Raw genomic sequence first — 20,370 nt, 5'->3', positions numbered from 1 at the left:
CACACTAGGCTCGGCCCCGACCAGGAGTCGGGACGTCCAGGCGACCGGGAGGCGGCCTTGTCCACACCTGCTGCGGAACACGCGCCGGGCCGGGCGGCGGACGGCGGGATCGCGGCCCGCGCCCGCGGGCTGACCAAGGCGTACGGCTCGGGCGAGACGACCGTGCTCGCCCTGGACTCGGTGGACGTGGACATAGCGCGCGGCCGCTTCACCGCCGTGATGGGCCCCTCGGGCTCGGGGAAGTCCACGCTGATGCACTGTCTGGCCGGCCTGGACAGCGTGTCGGCCGGTCAGGTCTGGCTCGGCGACACGGAGATCACCGGCCTGAAGGACCGCGAGCTGACCCGGCTGCGGCGGGACCGGATCGGGTTCATGTTCCAGTCGTTCAACCTCATCCCGACGCTGAACGCGGCCGAGAACATCACGCTGCCCATGAACATCGCGGGCCGCAGGCCCGACGAGAAGTGGCTGGACCAGGTCATCGACACCCTCGGGCTGCGCGGGCGGCTGACCCATCGCCCGGCGCAGCTCTCGGGCGGGCAGCAGCAACGGGTCGCCTGCGCGCGGGCGCTGGCCTCCCGGCCCGAGCTGATCTTCGCCGACGAGCCGACCGGCAACCTGGACTCGCGGGCGGGTCTCGAAGTACTGGGCTTTCTGCGCAGCGCCGTGGACGACCTCGGGCAGACCGTCGTCATGGTCACCCACGACCCGGGCGCCGCCGCCCACTCCGACCTGGTGCTCTTTCTCGCCGACGGGCGGATCGTGGACCGGATGGAACGACCGACGGCGGACGCCGTACTGGAGCGGATGAAGGCGTTCGACGTGGTGCGCGGACGGCTCGGCGACGACAGCACCGCCCTGGAGGACTGACCCGGTGCTCAAGGCGACCCTCAGAAGCTTCCTCGCGCACAAGGGCCGGCTGGCGCTGTCCGCGTTGGCCGTCGTCCTGTCCGTGGCGTTCGTCGCGGGCAGCCTGATCTTCTCCGACACCGTCACCCGTACCTTCGACCGGCTGTTCGCCTCGACCTCCGCCGATGTGACGGTCGAGCCGAAGCAGGACCTGAAGTCCCCGGTGCCGAGCGGCGCCGTCCAGAGCGTGCCCACGGCCCTGAAGGACCGGGTGGCGAAGGTCGACGGGGTCGCGGCGGCCCACGCGGACGTGTCGGTGCAGAACGTGGTGGTGGTCGACAGCCACGACAAGTCCGTCGGCCCGACCACGGGCGCCCCGACGATCGCCACCTCCTGGTACGTCACCCACCGCAGCCCGGTGAAGCTGACCTCCGGTCATGCGCCGCGGGGTGCGGGCGAGGCGCTGCTCGACGCGGACACCGCCGGCAAGAAGCACGTACGGATCGGCGACACCCTGACCGTGCAGGCCCAGCCGGGCACCTTCCGGGTCCGCATCGTCGGCATCGCCACGTTCACCACCACCAACCCGGGCGCGGCCCTGGTCTTCCTGGACCCCGCGGTGGCCGCCCGCGAGCTGCTCGGCTCCGCCGACCGGGCCACCAGCATCTCGGTGGACGCGGCGAAGGGCGTGACCGACGCGGAGCTGAAACACCGCGTCGGCGAGGCGATCGGCACCGGCACGTACGACCTGAAGACCGCCGACGAACAGGCCAAGTCGGCTGCGGCCGACCTCGGCGGCTTCCTCGACGTGATCAAGTACGTGATGCTGGGCTTCGCCGGCATCGCCGTGCTGGTGGGCATCTTCCTGATCGTCAACACCTTCTCCATGCTGATCGCCCAGCGCACCCGCGAACTGGGCCTGCTGCGCGCCCTGGGCGCCGACCGGCGGCAGGTGCGGCGGTCGGTGCTCACCGAGGCGGTGCTGCTCGGTGTCGTCGGCTCCACGCTGGGCCTGGCGGCCGGGATCGGCCTCGCGTTCGGGCTGATCCGGCTGATGAGCGCCTTCGGGATGAACCTGAAGGCCACGGAGATGGTGATCGGCTGGCCGACGCCCGTCGCGGCCTACGTCGTCGGCGTCGGCGTCACCTTCGTCGCCGCCTACCTGCCCGCGCGGCGCGCGGCCGGGGTCTCGCCGATGGCGGCGCTCGCGGACGCCGAAGTCGCCGGGGTGGGCAAGCCGTTGACGGTGCGGGCGATCGTCGGGGCCGTGGTCGGGGTGGCCGGGGCGGCCGCGCTCGCCGGGTGCGCGGCGGCCACGAAGACCGCTTCGGCGGCCTCCCTGCTGGGCCTCGGCGTGGTCCTGACGCTGATCGCGACCGTGATCGCGGGTCCGCTGCTGGTACGCCCGGTGATCCGGGTCCTGGGCGGTGCCTTCCCCGCGCTGTTCGGTTCGGTCGGCCGGATGAGCCAGCGCAACGCCCTGCGCAATCCGCGCCGCACCGGCGCCACCGCGGCCGCGCTGATGGTGGGTCTCGCGCTGGTCGGCGGGATGTCGGTGGCGAGCGCCTCCATGTCGGCGTCTTTCGACCGGCAGATCGACAAGACGCTGGGCGCCGACTTCACCGTCCAGAACGCCAACTTCCTGCCGTTCACCCAGGAGATCACCGACAAGGTCCGCGGCACCGAGGGCGTACGGCTCGTCGTACGGCAGCGGTTCGCACCCGTGGCCGTACACCTGCCCGACGGCAAGCGGGTGGAGACGACCGCCGCCGGTTACGACCCCCAGGTCGACGAGGTCGCGCATGTCACCTACGCGGCCGGGAACAGCGCGGCGGCGCTCGCGGACGGCGGCCTCGGCATGGACGTCACTTTCGCCCGGGACCACCACGTGCGCCTGGGCAGCACGCTTCCCGTCGAGTTCCCCGGCGGCCGCACGACCGAGATGAAGGTCGGCGCCCTGACCGACCAGGGCGGCAGCGGCGGATTCGGCATGCAGGGCGGGCTGTTCTTCGGCATCGCCACCGTGGAGAAGTACGTGCCCGGCGGCCAGGACGCCGCGCTCTACGTCGACAAGGCCGCCGGCACCGGCGCGGACCAGCTGCGCTCCCGGCTGGAGCGGACCCTGAAGCCCTACCCGCAGGTCCAGGTGCGCGACCAGGCCGACTACAAGAAGCTCGTCCACGACCAGATCGCCGTGCTGCTCTACCTCGTGTACGCGCTGCTCGGACTCGCGATCGTCATCGCCGTGCTCGGCGTGGTCAACACCCTGGCCCTGTCGGTGGTGGAGCGCACCCGGGAGATCGGGCTGCTGCGCGCGATCGGTCTCGGCCGGCGGCAGCTGCGGCGGATGATCCGGCTGGAGTCGGTGGTGATCGCCGTGTTCGGGGCGGTCCTGGGGCTGGGTCTCGGGCTCGTGTGGGGCGTGTGCACGCAGCAGGTGCTGGCCCTGCAGGGCATGACCGCGCTCGCGATCCCCTGGGGCACGATCGTCGCGGTCGTGATCGGCTCGGCGGTGGTGGGCGTCGTGGCGGCGCTGCTGCCGGCGCTGCGTGCATCCCGCATGAATGTGCTGGCGGCCATCGCGCACGAGTGATGGAATCGCGGCGGAGACCCAAGTAGCTCACAGCTCAAGTCGCTTACCGCCGAGGAGAGTTCATGCCGCGCCCGTTCCGCTTCGGAGTCAGCCTGCTCACTCCCGCGCCCGCCGGGGAGTGGCGCGCCAAGTGCCGCCGCGCCGAGCAGCTCGGGTACGACGTGATCCTCGTCCCCGACCATCTCGGTATGCCCGCGCCGTTCCCGGCGCTGGTGGCGGCCGCCGAGGCGACCGAGCGGCCCCGGCTCGGCACGTTCGTGGTCAACGCCGGCTTCTGGAATCCGGCCCTGCTGGCCCGCGAGATCGCGACCACGGACGCGCTGACCGGTGGCCGTCTCGAACTCGGCCTGGGGACCGGCTACGTCCAGTCCGAGCACGAGGCGGCCGGGCTGCCGTACGGCTCCCCGCGCGAACGCGTGGACCACCTGCGGCACACGGTGGAGGAGCTGGACCGGCTGCTCGGCTCCGAGGAGTACCTACCCCGGCCCGCCCAGCCCCGCGTACCGCTGCTGCTCGGCGGCAACGGCGACCGGATGCTGCGGCTGGCCGCCGAGCGAGCGGACATCGTCGGCTTCACCGGGGTACGGCTGGTGCCGGGCACTACGACGGGGAAGCTGGAGCCCGCCGACGCCGAGGCGGTGGACGAGCGGGTGGCCCGCTACCGGGAGCTGGCGGCGGGCCGGGCGGAACCCGCCGAGCTGAACCTGCTCCTGCAGCTCGTGGCCGTCACCGACGACCCGGAGCCCGTACTCAAGCCGCTGCTGGAGCGGCAGCCGCAGCTGACCCTGCACCGGGCGCTGGCCCTGCCGGTGGTGCTGGCCGGCCCGCTGGAGGAGGTCGTGGCGCGGGTGCGGGCGCAGCGGGAGCGGTTCGGGGTCTCGTACCTGACCGTCCTGGAGCCGCACATGGAGGCGTTCGCGCCGGTGATGGCCCGGCTGCGGGAGGAGTCCGCATGATGGAATTCCCGGGCGGGAGCGGCCCTGTGTGATGGGGTGAGTCCATGATCGAACCGCGTATACGTTCCGCCCGGCCCGCCGACCTGGACGCCGTCCTCGCCTTCTGGAAGACGGCCGCCGAGGGCACCAGCATCAGCGACGACCGCGACGGAGTGGAGCAGCTGGTCACCCGCGATCCCGAGGCGCTGATCCTCGCCGAGCTGGCGGGCGAGCTGGTCGGCACGGTGATCGCGGGCTTCGACGGCTGGCGCTGCCATCTGTACCGGCTCGCGGTGCATCCGGAGCGGCGGCGGCAGGGCATCGGCTCGGCGCTTCTGACCGCCGCGGAGGAGCGATTCGTACGGCTCGGGGGGCGGCGCGGGGACGCGATGGTGCTGGTCCGCAACGAGACCGCGCAGCACGCCTGGCGGGCGGCCGGGTACACGCCGGAGGAGCAGTGGCGCCGCTGGGTGAAGCCGCTCGCCGACTAGGGCACTTTGCTCATCCTTTACCATTGGGGGAGTACTCGGCCCTCGACGAAAGGTTGTGAGCGTCCGCCCATGGGCGATCCTCCCAGTCCGCGACACCGCGCGTTCCGCCCCGCCCTGTCCGATCATGGGACAGGGGTGGTGACCCGATGACCGAAGTGCTGCTCCTTCTGGTGGCGATCCTGCTCTCGCTGGCCTGCGGCGCCTTCGTGGCGGCCGAGTTCTCGCTGACCACGGTCGAGCGCGGCGAGCTGGAGCGGGCCGTCGAGCGCGGCGAGCGCGGCGCGGCCGGCGCCCTGAAGGCCGTGCGGAACCTGACCTTCCAGCTCTCCGGCGCACAGCTCGGCATCACGGTCACCAACCTGGTGGTCGGCATGCTCTCCGAGCCGTCGATCGCCAAGCTGCTCGCCGGACCCATGGAGGCGATGGGTCTGTCGTCCACCACGGCGAGTTCGGTCGCACTGGTGCTGGGCACGGCCCTGTCGACGGTGTTCCTGATGGTGGTCGGCGAGCTGGTGCCGAAGAACTGGGCGATCTCCTCGCCGCTGGCCGTGGCCAAGCGGGTGGGCAACCCGCAGCGCTGGTTCAGCGCCGTCTTCCGCCCCTTCATCACACACCTCAACAACACGGCCAACCACATGGTGCGCCGATTCGGCCTCGAGCCCGCCGAGGAGCTGGCCTCCGCGCGCGGGCCCCAGGAGCTGGCGGCCCTCGCCCGGCACTCCGCCAAGGCGGGCGCGCTGGAGCCGGACACCGCCGAGCTGTTCGTCCGGACGCTGAACCTGGCCGACCTCACCGCGGAGAACGTGATGACCCCGCGCGTCCAGGTCGTCGCCCTCGACACCCAGGCGACCTGCGAGGACGTGGCGAACGCGACCCGGGCGACGGGCCTGTCCCGGTTCCCGGTCTACCGCGGCAGCCTCGACTCGGTCGTCGGCGTCGCCCACATCAAGGACGTCCTGGCCCTGCCCGCCGACGAGCGGCCCCGCCGCTCGGTCACCCAGGTGATGCGCGAGCCCCTGCTGGTCCCCGAGTCGCTCACCGTCGACCGGCTGCTGGACCGCCTCTCGGGCAAGCGGACCATGGCCGTCGTCATCGACGAGTACGGCGGTACGGCGGGCGTCGCGACGCTGGAGGACATCGTCGAGGAGGTCGTCGGCGAGGTACGGGACGAACACGACCCGCACGAGACGCCCGACCTCGCCCCCGCCGGCGCCGACGGCGAGGGCCGGGCCCTGTACTCCGCGGACGGCGCCGCCCGCACCGACCAGCTCGCGCGCGTGGGTCTGCGCGTGCCCGAGGGGCCGTACGAGACCCTGGCCGGCCTGGTCGCCACCGAGCTGGGCCGCATACCCGAGGTCGGGGACGGCGTCGAGGTGGGCGGCTGGCAGCTGGACGTGGTGGACGCCTCGGGGCGCCGGGCGGCCCGCGTACTGCTGCACGCACCGCTGGACGACGAGAAGGACACCGAACGGGGCGACGGGAAGACCGGCCGAAGCGATCGAAGGACCGGGCGGAGCGACCGGAAGACCGAGCGAAGCCACGGAAAGACGGAGGAGGCGCGATGACCGCCGTACAGCTGCTGATCGGTCTGGCGACGCTGGTCGTCAACGCCTTCTTCGTCGGCGCCGAGTTCGCGCTGATCTCCGTGCGCCGCTCCCAGATCGAGCCGCTCGCGCAGGAGGGCGACCGGCGCGCGAAGAGCGTGCTGTGGGGCCTGGAGCACGTCTCCGCACTGCTGGCCGCCGCCCAGCTCGGCATCACGCTGTGCACGCTGGTCCTGGGTGTGGTCGCCGAGCCGGCGATCGCGCATCTGCTGGAGCCGGTGTTCCACGCGGTCGGCGTGTCCAAGAGCGCGGGCCACGCCGTGTCCTTCGTGATCGCGCTGACCCTGGCGACCTATCTGCACATGCTGCTGGGCGAGATGGTGCCCAAGAACATCGCGCTCGCCGAGCCCGTGCGCAGCGCGCTGGTGCTCGGCCCTCCCCTGGTCGCGCTGTCCCGGGCGCTGCGGCCGGTGATCTTCACGATCAACGCCTTCGCCAACGGGCTGCTGAAGCTGCTCAGGGTGGAGGCCAAGGGCGAGGTCACGGCGACCTTCACCGACACCGAACTCGCCGAGATCGTCAAGGACGCCACCGCGGCGGGACTGATCGACGACCGGGCGCAGGAGCGGCTGCACGACGCCCTGGAGCTGGGCAGACGGCCGGTACGGGACGTCGTCGTGCCCCTGGAGCGGGTCGTGTACGCACGCGTGGGCGTCACGGCGGAACAGCTGGAGCGGCTGTCGGCCGACTCGGGCTTCTCCCGGTTCCCGGTGGTCGACGAGGGCCGCCGGATCGTGGGGTATCTGCACGTCAAGGACGCGCTGGACGCCTTGCCGAGGGACACGGCGTTCCGGCTGCGCGACATGCGCCCCATCGCGCGGGTGCGCGAAAGCACCCCGCTGGACGACGTGCTCACCGCGATGCGGGGCAGCCGTACCCACCTCGCGGGCGTGCTCGGCGACGACGGGCGGCTGGCCGGACTGGTGACCATGGAGGACGTACTGCGGGAGCTGTTCGCGCAGCCCGCGTGAGCCGTCCGGGACCGACCGGAGTGACGGACCGGGGTGACCGACCGGCAAGTATGGAGCCGGGATACCATCGCTGTCGCCATGCAGACGAATCCCACATCTCCCACGTACTCCAGCCTGGTCGCGGTCGGCGACTCCTTCACCGAGGGCATGTCGGACCGGCTGCCCGACGGCTCCTACCGGGGCTGGGCCGACCTGCTCGCCACGCGGATGGCCGCCCGCACCCCCGGGTTCCGGTACGCCAACCTCGCGGTACGCGGCAAGCTCATCGGGCAGATCGTGGACGAGCAGATCGACGTGGCGGTCGCCACGAACCCCGACGTGATCACCCTCGTCGGCGGGCTGAACGACACGCTGCGGCCCAAGTGCGACATGGGCCGGGTGCGGGGCCTGCTGACGGAGGCCGTCGAGCGGCTGGCACCCGGCTGCCGGCAGCTCGTGCTGATGCGCAGCCCCGGCCGACAGGGCCCGGTGCTGGAGCGGTTCCGGCCCCGCATGGAGGAGCTGTTCGCCTGCGTCGACGAGCTGGCCGAGCGGCACGGCGCCCTGGTGGTGGACCTGTACGGGGCGCCTTCGCTGGCCGACCCGCGGCTGTGGGACGTCGACCGGCTGCATCTGACGGCCGAAGGGCACCGCCGGGTCGCGGAGGCCGTCTGGCAGACGCTCGGCTACGAGCCCGAGGACACCGAGTGGCGCACGCCGATGCCGGCCACGCCGCCGCCGGGCTGGATGACGCGGCGGGTCGCGGACGCCCGGTTCGCCCAGCAGCACCTGCTGCCGTGGATCGGCCGCCGCCTGACCGGCCGCTCCTCCGGCGACGGCCGCCCGGCGAAGCGGCCGGAGCTGCTGCCGTACGAGGGGCAGGCGTAGCGTCCTTGCCATGGCCACCCGGGTGATCAACGTCAGGGGCCGGATCCACGAGTTCGGCCCCCGGCTGGAACACGCCCCTTCGGAGGTGGTCTACGTCGGCCGCCGCTGGACCATGGGAGGCTGGGACCTCCCCCGGCACCCGCTGTACAACCCGTTCGCCTACGACACCCCGAAGAGGAAGCGGGACGGCACCCGGGCCGAGGTCATGGCGATGTACCGGGCCCATCTGCTGGAGCGGCCGGAGCTGCTGGACCTGGTACCGGACCTGCGCGGAAAGACGCTGGCCTGCTGGTGCGCGCCCGAGCTGTGCCATGCCGACGTACTGGCGGAACTGGCCGACACGGACGAAGTGGCGCAGCTCTCGTAGCATCCGCCGAACAACCCCGTGGCGCTGGCCTGCACAAACCGCCAGTAGAATCTGGACACGTGACTTCTGCGCCCGCCAAGCCCCGCATCCCGAACGTCCTCGCCGGACGCTACGCCTCCACCGAGCTCGCCACGCTCTGGTCGCCCGAGCAGAAGGTGAAGCTGGAGCGGCAGCTCTGGCTCGCCGTGCTGCGGGCCCAGAAGGACCTCGGGATCGAGGTGCCGGACGAGGCGATCGCCGACTACGAGCGCGTCCTCGACACCGTCGACCTGGCCTCGATCGCCGAGCGCGAGAAGGTCACCCGGCACGACGTGAAGGCGCGGATCGAGGAGTTCAACGACCTCGCCGGGCACGAGCACGTGCACAAGGGCATGACCTCCCGTGACCTGACGGAGAACGTCGAGCAGCTGCAGATCCGGCTGTCGCTGGAGCTGATGCGCGACCGTACGGTGGCCGTGCTGGCGCGGCTGGGCAAGCTGGCCGGCGAGTACGCCGAGCTGGTCATGGCCGGCCGCTCGCACAACGTGGCCGCCCAGGCCACGACCCTCGGCAAGCGCTTCGCGACCGCCGCCGACGAGCTGCTCGTCGCCCACGGCCGCGTCGAGGAGCTGCTCGGCCGCTACCCGCTGCGTGGCATCAAGGGCCCGGTCGGCACCGCGCAGGACATGCTGGACCTGCTGGGCGGGGACGCGTCGAAGCTCGCCGAGCTGGAGGACCGGATCGCGCGGCACCTGGGCTTCTCGCAGGCGTTCACCTCGGTCGGCCAGGTCTACCCGCGCTCGCTGGACTACGAGGTCGTGACCGCGCTGGTGCAGCTGGCGGCGGCGCCGTCCTCGCTGGCCAAGACGATCCGGCTGATGGCCGGGCACGAGCTGGTCACCGAGGGCTTCAAGCCGGGCCAGGTCGGCTCCTCGGCGATGCCGCACAAGATGAACACCCGCTCCTGCGAGCGCGTCAACGGCCTGATGGTGATCCTGCGCGGCTACGCCTCGATGACCGGCGAGCTGGCGGGCGACCAGTGGAACGAGGGCGACGTCTCCTGCTCGGTGGTGCGCCGCGTGGCCCTTCCTGACGCCTTCTTCGCCCTCGACGGCCTGCTGGAGACCTTCCTGACGGTGCTCGACGAGTTCGGCGCCTTCCCCGCCGTGATCGCCCGTGAGCTGGACCGCTACCTGCCCTTCCTCGCCACCACCAAGGTGCTCATGGGCGCCGTGCGCGCCGGGGTCGGCCGCGAGGTCGCCCACGAGGCGATCAAGGAGAACGCCGTCGCCACCGCGCTCGCGATGCGCGAGCAGGGCGCCGAGCGCAACGACCTGCTCGACAAGCTCGCCGGCGACGAGCGACTGCCGCTCGACCGGGACCGGCTGGCGGCCCTGATGGCCGACAAGCTGTCCTTCACCGGCGCGGCCGCAGCCCAGGTCGGCGTGGTCGTCGCCCGGATCGAGGAGATCGTCAAGCAGCACCCGGAGGCCGCCGGCTACACGCCGGGAGCGATCCTCTGACGCGCTTCACCCAGGCGGAACTGGAGGCCGCCCGCGACCGTCTCGTCCCCGACGTGGTCGCGGACGGTCTCCATGTGCTGTTCTGCGGCATCAACCCGGGGCTGATGACGGCGGCCACGGGCCACCACTTCGCCCGCCCGGGCAACCGCTTCTGGCCGGTGCTGCACCTGTCCGGCTTCACCCCGAGACTGCTGAAGCCCGCGGAGCAGCGGGAGCTGCCGGCGTACGGGCTGGGCATCACGAACGTGGTGGCGCGGGCGACCGCGCGGGCCGACGAGCTGAGCGCCGAGGAGTACCTGGAGGGCGGGCGGCTGCTGACGGCCAAGGTCACGCGATGGCGGCCTAGGTGGCTGGCCGTGGTCGGGGTGACCGCGTACCGGGCCGCCTTCGGGGACCGCAAGGCTCAAGTGGGGCCGCAGGAGCGGACCATCGGGGACACGCGGGTGTGGGTGCTGCCCAATCCCAGCGGGCTGAACGCGCATTGGACGGCGGCGACGATGGCGGAGGAGTACGCGCTGCTGCGGGAGGCCGCGGGCGGCACGTCGGATCAGGGAGGATCCTTCTCGGTCACGACGCCGAGGAGTTGAAAGGGCAGCTCCGTGTCCCACTGGGAGACGCCGAGGGCGACCCAGCGGCCCGACTCGGCCGCCTCCCACAGGTGGACGTCCGGTACGTGTGCGCTGAGTTCGGCCCACGGCTCGGCTATGTCCTCGCCCTGCATCGTCCGGCCGAAGACGCCGCGCAGGCTGAAGTGCTGCGGCGGCCCCCATCGGTCGGTGAGCCGCTCGGCGAGGCCGTCCCGGTCGGCCTCGTACTGTGCCGCCGTCTCCTGCCAGTCCGTGCCGTCGTCCTCCCAGAACTCGCCGCTCGTCTGTAAGGCGACCATGTGGTAGCCGGGCCCGCTCTCGCCGTGCTCCGTCCTGCCGTGTGCCGTGGGGAACTCCCGGGCGCACAGCAGGTCGATGAGGGTCAGGCACTTCGCGATGTCCATGTGGTTGTCCATGTGATCCAGTAAAGCGGGCGCCACTGACAATTGGCGGGCCGTCAGGCATGCCTGTGCCGGGCCGTCAGGCATGCCTGTGCCGGGCCGTCAGGCCTCCTCGCGCCGGGCCGCAGGAGCCCGGCACTCGCCGGGGTGGGCCCGGCCGAGTACGATCCGCCCAACACGCCCGCGAGCTGGGAGGACGGACGGTGGGGCAGCTGACCGGCGGCGATCCCTCGCTGCTGCGAAGGATCAATTCCGCGGTGGTGCTGCACGCGCTGCGGGCCACGGACTGCGCGACGCTCACCGAGATCACCCGGGTCACCGGTCTGTCCCGGCCGACCGTCGAAGGGGTCGTGGAAGGGCTGATCGAGGCGGGGCTCGTGGTCGAGAAGGCGGCCGAGGAGGGCACCGCCCGCCGCCAGGGGCGACCCGCCCGCCGGTTCCGGTTCCGCGCCGAGGCCGGGCATCTGCTGGGCCTGGAGATCGGCGCCCACCGGGTCGCCGCGCTCCTGTCCGACCTGGACGGACGGGTACTGGGCTCGCAGGCCAAAGAGGTGGACGAGACGGCTGAGGCGGACGAGCGGCTGGAGCGGCTGCGCGGCGCGGTCGCCGAGCTGCTGCGCCGGGCCGGGGTCGCGCGCAGTTCGCTGCGGGCGGTGGGCGTGGGCACACCGGGCATCGTGGAGGCCGACGGCACGGTACGGCTGGGCACGGCCCTGCCGCAGTGGACGGGCCTGAAGCTCGGCGAGCGGCTCAGCCGCTCCTTCAAGTGCCCGGTACTGGTGGAGAACGACGCCAACGCGGCGGCCGTCGCCGAGCACTGGAAGGGTGCGGCGACGGAGACGGACGACGTGGTGTTCGTGCTGGCCGGGCTCAGTCCGGGCGCGGGTTCGCTGATCGGCGGACGGCTGCACCGGGGGTACGGCGGGGCGGCCGGGGAGATCGGCGCGCTGCATCTGCTGGGCCGGGAGGTGACTCCGGAGACGCTGCTGTCCACCACCGACGAGCCGCTGCACCCGCTGGACGAGCAGGCGGTCGCCGAGGTGTTCGCGCTCGCCCGGAAGGGCGATCAGCGCGCGCGGGCGGCCGTCGAGCGGTTCATCCAGCGGCTCGTCCACGACGTGGCCGCGCTGGTGCTGGCCCTCGACCCGGAGCTGGTCGTGATCGGCGGCTGGGCGGCCGGCCTGGACGGCGTCCTCGATCCGCTGCGCCGCGAACTCGCCCGCTACTGCCTGCGCCCGCCCCGGGTGGCCCTGTCCCTGCTGGGTGAGGCGGCCGTGGCCACGGGGGCGCTGCGCCTGGCCCTGGACCACGTCGAGGAGCAGCTGTTCGCAGTGGAGGGAACGGCGACGGCACGGCGGTGAGACCCGGCGCGCCCCGGCGGAGTTCCGGGGCGCGGCGGGAAGGGCCGGAGAGGCCCTGGGGTTCAGGATGGTCGAGCAGAGCCCAGGAGTCAGGAGGCCCGCTGCTCGGGGTCGTGGTGTATCTCCACGTCGGGCGAGTCGCCGAAGGTGAGCCGGCAGGTGTCGGCGCGGTAGGTCGCCACGGAGAGCGCCGCGGTACGGCCCCCGGCGAAGAAGCGGGTGGTGACGACCAGGACGGGAGCGCCGGGCAGCCGGTCGAGGTCCTTGGCGTCGTCCGCGCGGGCCGAGCCCAGCTCGACGGCGCGGTCCTGGCCCTCCAGCTCCTGGCGCTGCAGCTCGCGCAGCACCGCACGCGCGCGTGCCGGGCCGGACGGGGCGTCGATCCCGGTCAGGTCGGGCACCGAGGCGGCCGGGACGTAGAGCAGCTCGGTGGCCACGAGCTGGCCGTGGGACATCCGGGAGCGGCGCACGATGTGCACGGTCTCGCCGGAGGCGGTCTCCAGGGCGGCGGCGACGGCCGCGGGCGGCGCGGACTGGTCGCAGTCGACCGGCTGCCAGGCGTCGTCGCCGGCCCCCGGCCAGGCGTGCTGCTCGGTGCCGACGGCCACGCCCACGCGCGGGGGTGCGACGGTCGTGCCGACACCGCGGCGGCGCTGCAGCCGTCCCTCCAGCTCCAGCTGTTCCAGGGCCTGGCGGAGCGTGGCTCGGGCCACGCCGAAGCGGGCGGCGAGGTCGCGCTCGTTGGGCAGGATCTCGCCGACCGAGAACTCCGAGTCCAGTGCCTCGGTGAGCACGGTCTTGAGATGCCAGTACTTCGGTTCCGGCACCGATTCCAGCTGCGTGGTCCCCACCCTGTCCTCCGCAAGAGCCGTGGTCCGGCGGTTTTTAGCGCCCTTGTTTATTAAAGGTTGTTGCACTTATCTGCGACCATAGGGCGGCCGTCACCCTTGGTCAAGACCAATCCTCGATCCCTGGGGCAATGGACAGGGGCGGCGCCGTGGAGCGTTCACGAGGCGTTCGTACGCGGCCATGAGGCGTTCGTACGCGGCCGCATGGGTGACATCGCGGCAAAGCCCTCGCCGTACGACGAGGGCTTTCGGGGTGGTACGGCTCAGTGGCCGGCCAGGGACCGCAGCTTGTCGGGGTTGCGGATGATGTACACGGTGGTGATGTGGCCGTCGGCGACGTCCACCTGGAAGACGCTGTCGGGCTTGTCCCCCGACAGGGTGAGCACAGCGTGACCGCCGTTGACCTCGACGAGGCGGAAGGACAGGTCGAGCACGCCCTTTCCGGCGATGCCGACGAGGAAGCGGCCCACCTTGTCCGCGGTGTGCAGGATCCGCACCGGCGCCTTCGCCTTGCCACCGCTGTCGGCGACCAGCCGGACGTCGGGGGCGAGCAGGGCCATCAGCCCCTCGAGGTCCCCCTCGGCCGCGGCCGCGAGGAAGCGTTCGGTCAGGTCCCGGCGCTGGGCGGGGTCGACCTCGTACCGCGGCCGCCGCTCCTCGACGTGCCGGCGGGCCCGCCCGGCGAGCTGCCGTACGGCCGGCTCACCGCGGTCGAGCAGGGCGGCGATCTCGGCGTACGGGTAGCCGAAGGCCTCCCTGAGGACGAAGACGGCCCGCTCCAGCGGCGACAGCGACTCCAGCACAACGAGCACGGCAAGGGAGACGGAATCGGCGAGCAGGGCGCGGTCCGCGGTGTCGGGGACGGCGTCGGCGAAGTCGGTGGCATACGGCTCGGGCAGCCACGGGCCGACGTACGCCTCGCCGCGGGCCCGCACCTGGCGCAGCCGGTCGATGGCCAGCCGGGTGGTGATGCGCACGAGGTAGGCGCGGGGTTCGCGGACCTCCTCGCGGTCGGCGCGGGACCAGCGCAGCCAGGCGTCCTGGACCACGTCCTCGGCGTCGGCCACGCGGCCGAGCATGCGGTAGGCGACGCCCATGAGGAAGGGCCGGTGCTCTTCGAAGACGTCGGTCACGGTGTCGGCGCTCACCGTCCCATCCCAGCCGACACGCCCGGCGGTGTCCAGGTGGAATCGGCCCGTTCCGTACTGGTCCGGATCACAATGTCCGCGGACCGCCGGTGGCCGGCGGCCGGGGTCCGGGAGGTGACCGATGCGCTACGCGGTGCTGGGCACGGGCGAGGTGGGCCGCACGCTGGCCGGCCGGCTGGTGGAGCTGGGGTACGACGTGACCCTCGGGTCGCGGACGAAGGACAATCCGGTCGCGGTGGAGTGGGCCACGGCCGCGGGCGGCCGCGCGCACGCGGGTTCGTTCGCGGACGCGGCCGCGGCGGCCGACGTGGTCGTGAACGCGGTGGGCGGCCGGGTGGCGCTCGACGCCCTTCGGGCCGCGGGAGCGGAGCACCTGGACGGCAAGGTCGTGGTGGACATCTGCAATCCCGTGGCGTTCGACGACGGTCAGCTGCGGCTGGACCCGGTGGAGTCGGACAGCGTGGCCGAGCAGATCCAGCGGGCGTTCCCACGCGCGCGCGTGGTGAAGACGCTGAACACGGTCAACTGCCAGGTGATGGTGGCTCCGGGGCGGGTGCCGGGCGAGCACAATTTGTTCGTGAGCGGTGACGACGCCGGCGCCAAGCGGCAGGTGACGGAGCTGCTCGGGGAGTTCGGCTGGCCGGCCGAGCGGGTGCTGGACCTGGGCGGTGTCCGGTCGGCGCGGGCCGTGGAGATGCTGCTGCCGCTGTGGTTCACCCTCTTCCAGAAGTTCGGCCACGCGGACTTCAACTTCGAGGTGCGCCGGGAGCATTGAGGACGACGTGGGCGCGGCGGCCCGGCCCCAAGGGGCTACCCGTCGGTAGCAATTGCTGACAAGCTGTCTACGGCGTCCGTCAGCAGCCCAGACGAGGAGCACCCCATGTCCGCCACCGTCTCCTTCACGGTCCCCACTCCGCACGGCCCGAAGGACGTGACCGTCTCCTACGCGCGCGTGGGACGCGGTGAACCGCTGGTCCTGCTGCACGGCATCGGCCACCACCGGCAGGCCTGGGACCCGGTGGTGGACATCCTCGCGACCGAGCGCGACGTCATCGCCGTGGACCTGCCGGGCTTCGGCGCGTCCCCCGGCCTGCCGGCCGGCCTGGCCTACGACCTGCCCACCACCAACTCCGTGCTCGGCGCCCTGTTCGAGGCGCTGGAGCTGGACCGCCCGCACGTGGCCGGCAACTCGCTGGGCGGCCTGCTGGCCCTGGAGCTGGGCCGCGAGAAGCGCGTACGGTCCGTCACGGCACTCTCCCCGGCCGGGTTCTGGACACAGCCCGAGCGGCGCTACGCCTTCGCGCTGCTTCTCACGATGCGGGGCATCGCGCAGCGGCTCCCGTTGCCCCTGGTGGAGCGGCTGTCGCGCACGGCGGCCGGGCGCACCGCGCTGACGAGCACCATCTACGGCCGCCCCGCCCGTCGTTCACCCGAGGCCGTGGTCGCCGAGACGCTCGCGCTCGCGGGGGCCACCGGTTTCGACGCGACCCTGCGATCGGGCAGCACCGTCCAGTTCACGGACAATCTGCCGGGCCTGCCGGTCACCGTGGGCTGGGGCACCCGGGACCGGCTCCTCGTGCGCCGCCAGGGCGTCCGCGCCAAGACGATCATCCCCCACGCCCGGCTGGTGCGGTTGCCCGGCTGCGGGCACTGCCCGATGAACGACGACCCGGCGCTGGTCGCCCGTGTGATCCTCGACGGCAGCCGCTGAGACGGCAGCCGCGGACCGGCGCCGACGTACGGGGCGTCGCGCGGCGAGCGGGTGTCCGCCGACGGGGCCCAGCGCGCCGGAGCCGAGGGCGACCCCGGCGCCCACCAGGGCGCTGCCCGCGGCCTGCGCGGGCCCGTAGGAGCCAGTGCCGACGAGCGGGGCGGTACAGGCGGCGGCCACCGGGATGAGCCCGGAGAAGAGCGTGGCGCGCTCCGCCCCGAGCCGCTGCATGCCCATGTACCAGCACACGAACCCGATCACGGTGACGACCGCCGCCTGCCACAGCAGCGCGGCGGTCTCCGTGGCGTCGGGACGGCGCAGCCACGCTCCGCCGTCCAGGACCGCGCCGGCGAGCGCGGCCTCGACGGCGGCGACGGCGCACACCGTCGCGGACAGCAGGCGCGGCCCGAGCGGCCGCAGTACCGGCACGGCGAGGACCGCGAACCCCACCTCACCGCCCAGCCCGCACGCCGAGAACGCGATCCCGGCCCCGTCCGTACGCCCCCAGCCCTGCACGGTGAACGCGCCGGCGGCGACGAGCAGCGCGCCGTGCAGCACCGCACGCTGCGGGCGGCGCCCGTCGAGGAGCGGGACGAGGACGGCCACCACGACCGGTGCGCAGCCGACGAAGACACCCGGGACCGCGGGTTCCGCGCCGCGTTCGGCGGCGATGACGGCCAGGTTGAAGCCGACCATGCCGACGGCCGCCAGCAGCGCGAGGCGCAGCCACTGGCGGGCGCCCAGCGCGCGCAGCCGCAGGCCGGCGTCCCGTCCGGCGAGCGGGGCGAGCAGCAGGCAGGCCAGCGCGTAGCGCAGGAACTGGCCGCCGGCGTACGGGTAGTGGCCCAGGACGCTGTTGGCGGTGAAGGACCCGCCGACGAGCACACAGGCGAGTGCGGCGAGGAGAGCGCCGCGGGTGGTGGCTTTCATGACCGAGACGCTAGGAAGCGGCGCGGTCCGGTTTAAGGTCCATTTCCATGACGTCATCGGGGACCAATGCGGCCGGTCTCACGGGCTCCGCCGCGTGGGAGCTGCTGCTGCCCGCGGCCTCGGCACCGGCACGCGCGCGCGGCCGTGCGCTCCAGGCGGCGCTGCGCGAGGCGATCCGCTCGGGCCGGCTCGCGCCGGGCACCCGGCTGCCGTCCAGCCGGGACCTCGCCGCCGACCTCGGCGTGTCCCGGGGCCTGGTCACGGAGGCGTACGAGCAGTTGACGGCCGAGGGGTATCTGCGCAGCGGCCGGGGTGCGGGAACGTGGGTGGGCGACGCGGTACGGGCGGCCCGGCCCCGCGCGCGGGACCTCGCTCCCCGGTCCCCCGGCACCCGGGCCGACTTCGTCCCGGGGTCTCCGGACCTGTCGCTGTTCCCGCGGGCCGCCTGGGCCGCCGTACAGCGCGCCGTGCTGGCGGAGCTGCCGCACCACGACCTCGGCTACCCGGATCCGCGCGGGCTGCCCCGGCTGCGCACGGCGCTCGCCGGACTGCTCGCCCGCCGCCGGGGCGTGGTGGCCGACCCGGAGCGGATCGTGGTCGTCTCCGGTGTCGCCCAGGCGAGCGCCCTGGTCGGATCCGTGCTCCACGCGCGCGGGATGCGCACGATCGGGGTCGAGGACCCGGGCAGTCCGCAGCACGACGGCCTGTACGCGGCGGCCGGCCTGGGCACCGTACCGCTGCCGCTGGACGAGGACGGCCTGGCCCTCGGCCCGCTGCGCGCGTCCGGGGTACGGGCCGTGGTGACGACGCCCGCCCACCAGTACCCCACCGGGATCGCGTACTCGGCGCGGCGGCGTGCCGAACTGCTCGACTGGGTGCGGTCGGTGGACGGCCTCGTACTGGAGGACGACTACGACGGGGACTTCCGCTACGACCGCGCCCCCGTGGGCGCCCTCCAGGGGCTCGATCCGGAACGCGTCGCCTACATGGGCTCGGTCAGCAAGTCCCTCGCTCCCGGGCTGCGGCTGGGCTGGCTGCTGGTACCCACGGCCCTGGCGCAGGAGGTCGTGGAGCGCAAACGGACCATGGACCTCGGCCATCCCTCGCTCGATCAGGCGCTGTTCGCGCACTTCCTGGAGCGCGGCGACTACGACCGGCAGCTGCGCCGCTGCCAGCGTGCCTACCGGGAGCGGCGCGACGCCCTGGTCGGCGCCCTGGCCGAGCACTTCCCCGAGGCGCGGGTGTCCGGGATCGCCGCGGGCCTGCACGTCATCGCCGAACTGCCCGAACGGTACGGTCCGGAGGGCGACTTCCTGGAGCGGGTCACCGACGCCGGCATCGCCGTACGGCCGCTGAGCGCCTGCACGCACGCGCGTACCGGTGACGGCGGTGTGCGGCTGGTGCTCGGGTACGCCCATCTGCCGCCGGCCCGGATCCGGGCCGGCCTGCGCCTGATGGCGGAGGCGCTCGACGGCTGACCCCCGGCCCGGCGTCCGGTTGTTCACTTGCGGTTTGCGTGCGCGCCGCAGCGCCCCAGTAGGTGTGGCTCTGCACACTGGCCGGATCCCGTTCCTGGAGGCGCAGCCATGTCCCACCGTCCCTTCCCCGGCCGCCGCAGCGTGCTGCGCGGCTCCCTCGCCGCGTCGGCGGCCCTGACCCTGCCCGCGGGCCTCGGCGCGGCACCGGCGTTCGCCCTCTCCGGCCGCCCCAAGGCGGGCTGGGGCGTGCAGACGGGTGACGTGACCGCCGACTCGGGCCTGGTGTGGGTGCGTTCGGACCGGCCGGCCCGGATGATCGTGGAGACTTCGGCCACCGAGTCGTTCCGCAGCCCGCGCAGATGGCACGGCCCGCTGCTGGGCGCCGACACGGACTTCACCGGCACCACCCGGCTGCACGGCCTGCCGTCCGGCGAGCAGATCCACTACCGCGTGCTGCTCGCCGACCCGGACGACCAGCGCCGCACCGGTGAGCCCGTGACCGGCACCTTCCGCACCGCCTCCCGGCACCGCCGCGACGGCGTGCGTTTCCTGTGGTCGGGCGACCTGGCCGGCCAGGGCTGGGGCATCAACCCGGACGTCGGCGGCTACCGGATCTACGACGCGATGGCGAAGCTGGACCCGGACTTCTTCCTGTGCAGCGGCGACAACATCTACGCCGACGGCCCGATCAGCGCCACCCAGGCGCTGCCGGACGGCAGCACCTGGCGGAACATCACCACCGAGGAGAAGGCGAAGGTCGCCGAGACGCTCGCCGAGTACCGGGGCAACTTCCGCTACAACCTGCTCGACGAGAACCTGAAGCGGTTCAACGCCCAGGTGCCGTCCGTCATCCAGTGGGACGACCACGAGGTCCGCAACAACTGGTACCCGGGCGAGGTGATCGCCTCCACCGACACCCGGTACACCGAGAAGAGCATCGACGTGCTGGCGGCGCGCGCCCGGCGGGCGTTCAGCGAGTACTTCCCGATCTCGACGCTGCGCCCGGGCGCCGAGGAGGGCCGCGTCTACCGCGTGCTGCACCAGGGCCCGCTGCTGGACGTGTTCGTGCTGGACATGCGCACCTACCGCAACGCCAACTCGCCCGACAACCAGACCGTGGACCCGCAGGGCATCCTCGGCCGGGAGCAGCTGGAGTGGCTCAAGCGGGAGCTGTCCCGGTCGCGTGCGGTGTGGAAGGTGATGGCCGCCGACATGCCGCTCGGCCTCGTGGTGCCCGATCCGATGGAGAGCAAGCCGAACTTCGAGGCGGTGGCGCAGGGCGACCCCGGCGCGCCGCTGGGCCGTGAGCTGCAGATCGCCGAGCTGCTGCGCTTCATCAAGCACCGGCGGATCACCGGCACGCTGTGGCTGACGGCGGACGTGCACCACACCTCGGCCCAGCACTACCAGCCGGCGCGGGCCGCTTTCACGGACTTCGAGCCGTTCTGGGAGTTCGTCTCCGGACCGCTGAACGCCGGTGCGTTCCCGGCCAACGCGCTGGACAACACGTTCGGTCCGGAGCGGGTGTTCGTGAAGGCGCCGACCGCGTCGAACGTCTCGCCCGCCGGCGGCTACCAGTTCTTCGGCGAGGTCGACATCGACGGCGACACCGGCGAACTGACGGTACGGCTGCGCGAGCAGGACGGCACGGTGCTGTTCACGCAGACGCTGCAGCCGGGCCGGGTCGGCCAGTAGCTGCAGCCGGGCCGGGTCGGCCAGTAGGGCAT

At 73.0% G+C, this 20,370-nt stretch carries 18 protein-coding genes and 1 pseudogene; 15 read left to right on the top strand and 4 right to left on the bottom strand.

Features of this window, described 5'->3' with window-relative positions; translation table 11 throughout:
• The first annotated feature begins 57 nt into the window (after positions 1-57).
• The 10 genes from CRP49_RS28895 to mug all read left to right on the top strand — a co-directional run bounded on the left by CRP49_RS28895 (position 58) and on the right by mug (position 10,766).
• Positions 58-870: an ABC transporter ATP-binding protein gene (locus CRP49_RS28895; RefSeq protein WP_097255988.1), complete on the top strand. Its 813-nt coding sequence runs from the start codon at positions 58-60 to the stop codon at positions 868-870.
• 4 nt (positions 871-874) lie between these two features.
• On the top strand, positions 875-3,442 hold the full coding sequence (locus tag CRP49_RS28890) for an ABC transporter permease (RefSeq protein ID WP_097255987.1): 2,568 nt from the start codon (positions 875-877) through the stop codon (positions 3,440-3,442).
• Between the two features lie 62 nt (positions 3,443-3,504).
• Positions 3,505-4,398: an LLM class F420-dependent oxidoreductase gene (locus tag CRP49_RS28885; RefSeq protein ID WP_097255986.1), complete on the top strand. Its 894-nt coding sequence runs from the start codon at positions 3,505-3,507 to the stop codon at positions 4,396-4,398.
• A gap of 44 nt (positions 4,399-4,442) precedes the next feature.
• Positions 4,443-4,868: a GNAT family N-acetyltransferase gene (locus tag CRP49_RS28880; RefSeq protein WP_097255985.1), complete on the top strand. Its 426-nt coding sequence runs from the start codon at positions 4,443-4,445 to the stop codon at positions 4,866-4,868.
• 146 nt (positions 4,869-5,014) lie between these two features.
• On the top strand, positions 5,015-6,433 hold the full coding sequence (locus CRP49_RS28875; RefSeq protein ID WP_097255984.1) for a hemolysin family protein: 1,419 nt from the start codon (positions 5,015-5,017) through the stop codon (positions 6,431-6,433).
• The gene (locus CRP49_RS28870; protein ID WP_097255983.1) at positions 6,430-7,443 is read left to right on the top strand and encodes a hemolysin family protein; all 1,014 of its coding nucleotides are present in this window, start codon (positions 6,430-6,432) and stop codon (positions 7,441-7,443) included. Before CRP49_RS28875 ends, CRP49_RS28870 begins: the two co-directional genes overlap by 4 nt.
• A 78-nt stretch (positions 7,444-7,521) precedes the next feature.
• On the top strand, positions 7,522-8,310 hold the full coding sequence (locus tag CRP49_RS28865; protein ID WP_097255982.1) for an SGNH/GDSL hydrolase family protein: 789 nt from the start codon (positions 7,522-7,524) through the stop codon (positions 8,308-8,310).
• Positions 8,311-8,320: 10 nt separating this feature from the next.
• Positions 8,321-8,677: a DUF4326 domain-containing protein gene (locus CRP49_RS28860; protein WP_097255981.1), complete on the top strand. Its 357-nt coding sequence runs from the start codon at positions 8,321-8,323 to the stop codon at positions 8,675-8,677.
• Positions 8,678-8,736: 59 nt separating this feature from the next.
• Positions 8,737-10,179: an adenylosuccinate lyase gene (purB, locus tag CRP49_RS28855; protein ID WP_097255980.1), complete on the top strand. Its 1,443-nt coding sequence runs from the start codon at positions 8,737-8,739 to the stop codon at positions 10,177-10,179.
• The gene (gene mug / locus CRP49_RS28850) at positions 10,176-10,766 is read left to right on the top strand and encodes a G/U mismatch-specific DNA glycosylase (protein ID WP_179851926.1); all 591 of its coding nucleotides are present in this window, start codon (positions 10,176-10,178) and stop codon (positions 10,764-10,766) included. The genes purB and mug overlap by 4 nt, the downstream gene beginning before the upstream one ends.
• Here the strand turns inward: mug and CRP49_RS28845 are convergent.
• Positions 10,727-11,170 (bottom strand): hypothetical protein, encoded by a 444-nt coding sequence (locus CRP49_RS28845; RefSeq protein WP_097257584.1) that lies wholly within the window; start codon positions 11,168-11,170, stop codon positions 10,727-10,729. The two genes, mug and CRP49_RS28845, sit on opposite strands and share 40 nt — an antisense overlap.
• Positions 11,171-11,370: 200 nt before the next feature.
• Between CRP49_RS28845 and CRP49_RS28840 the strand changes: the two genes are divergently transcribed.
• On the top strand, positions 11,371-12,528 hold the full coding sequence (locus CRP49_RS28840) for an ROK family transcriptional regulator (protein ID WP_097255978.1): 1,158 nt from the start codon (positions 11,371-11,373) through the stop codon (positions 12,526-12,528).
• 89 nt (positions 12,529-12,617) lie between these two features.
• On the opposite strand, the gene CRP49_RS28835 is transcribed toward CRP49_RS28840, so the two are convergent.
• Both CRP49_RS28835 and CRP49_RS28830 read right to left on the bottom strand, forming a co-directional pair.
• On the bottom strand, positions 12,618-13,379 hold the full coding sequence (locus CRP49_RS28835) for a GntR family transcriptional regulator (protein ID WP_097255977.1): 762 nt from the start codon (positions 13,377-13,379) through the stop codon (positions 12,618-12,620).
• A gap of 260 nt (positions 13,380-13,639) precedes the next feature.
• The gene (locus tag CRP49_RS28830) at positions 13,640-14,524 is read right to left on the bottom strand and encodes an RNA polymerase sigma-70 factor (protein WP_097255976.1); all 885 of its coding nucleotides are present in this window, start codon (positions 14,522-14,524) and stop codon (positions 13,640-13,642) included.
• A 121-nt stretch (positions 14,525-14,645) separates the two neighbouring features.
• Here CRP49_RS28830 and CRP49_RS28825 point away from each other — a divergent pair, with 121 nt between their 5' ends.
• Positions 14,646-15,299: an NADPH-dependent F420 reductase gene (locus CRP49_RS28825; protein WP_097255975.1), complete on the top strand. Its 654-nt coding sequence runs from the start codon at positions 14,646-14,648 to the stop codon at positions 15,297-15,299.
• Between the two features lie 105 nt (positions 15,300-15,404).
• Complete coding sequence (locus CRP49_RS28820) at positions 15,405-16,235, top strand: alpha/beta fold hydrolase (RefSeq protein WP_097255974.1); 831 nt, start codon at positions 15,405-15,407, stop codon at positions 16,233-16,235.
• A 144-nt stretch (positions 16,236-16,379) separates the two neighbouring features.
• On the opposite strand, the pseudogene CRP49_RS28815 reads toward CRP49_RS28820, so the two are convergent.
• Positions 16,380-17,165 (bottom strand): annotated as a pseudogene (locus CRP49_RS28815) (EamA family transporter); the annotation flags it as partial.
• A gap of 47 nt (positions 17,166-17,212) precedes the next feature.
• On the opposite strand from CRP49_RS28815, the gene CRP49_RS28810 reads away from it, so the two are divergent.
• Both CRP49_RS28810 and CRP49_RS28805 read left to right on the top strand, forming a co-directional pair.
• Entirely contained in the window at positions 17,213-18,643 is a 1,431-nt protein-coding gene (locus CRP49_RS28810; protein WP_097255973.1) for a PLP-dependent aminotransferase family protein, read from the top strand.
• 108 nt (positions 18,644-18,751) lie between these two features.
• Positions 18,752-20,338, top strand: coding sequence for an alkaline phosphatase (locus CRP49_RS28805; protein WP_097255972.1), 1,587 nt, complete (start codon positions 18,752-18,754; stop codon positions 20,336-20,338).
• The last annotated feature ends 32 nt before the right edge of the window (positions 20,339-20,370 follow it).

The sequence above is a fragment of the Streptomyces sp. Ag109_G2-15 genome (assembly GCF_900215565.1).
GTDB classification, from domain to species: Bacteria; Actinomycetota; Actinomycetes; order Streptomycetales; family Streptomycetaceae; genus Streptomyces; species Streptomyces diastatochromogenes.
Note: the sequence above shows the minus strand (reverse complement) of the source record. Positions and strands in the feature narration are given on the sequence as shown.